The organism is Mycobacterium sp. UM_11 (assembly GCF_001414075.1).
GTDB lineage: Bacteria > Actinomycetota > Actinomycetes > Mycobacteriales > Mycobacteriaceae > Mycobacterium.
The window spans coordinates 1-285 of sequence record NZ_LATC01000285.1 but is presented as its reverse complement, the minus strand read 5'-3'; the positions used below and the strand labels follow the sequence as shown (position 1 = coordinate 285).

General features: G+C 67.0%; 1 protein-coding gene. It reads right to left on the bottom strand.

Going from position 1 to position 285, the window contains the following annotated elements:
• Positions 1–285 (bottom strand): AMP-binding protein (locus WU80_RS25050; protein ID WP_156349808.1); only part of this gene is annotated, 285 nt, incomplete at both ends.

Below are 285 nucleotides of genomic sequence, written 5' to 3'. Positions count from 1 at the left end.
GCAGCAGGGTGTGCAGCTCCTCGGGGGAGCGGGTGATGTCGTCGGGCACCACCACCAGCCGGCCGCCGTGTAGCAGGGCACCCCAGATTTCCCACACCGAGAAGTCGAACGCATAGGAGTGGCACTGGGTCCACACCTGCTCGCGGTCCAGGTCGATGCCCACATCCAGGGTGTCGAACAGGCGGGTGATGTTGTCGTGGGTGACCGCCACCCCTTTGGGCACCCCGGTGGTGCCCGAGGTGTAAATAATGTGGGCCACCTGCTCGGGCCCCGGATCGGGCAGGG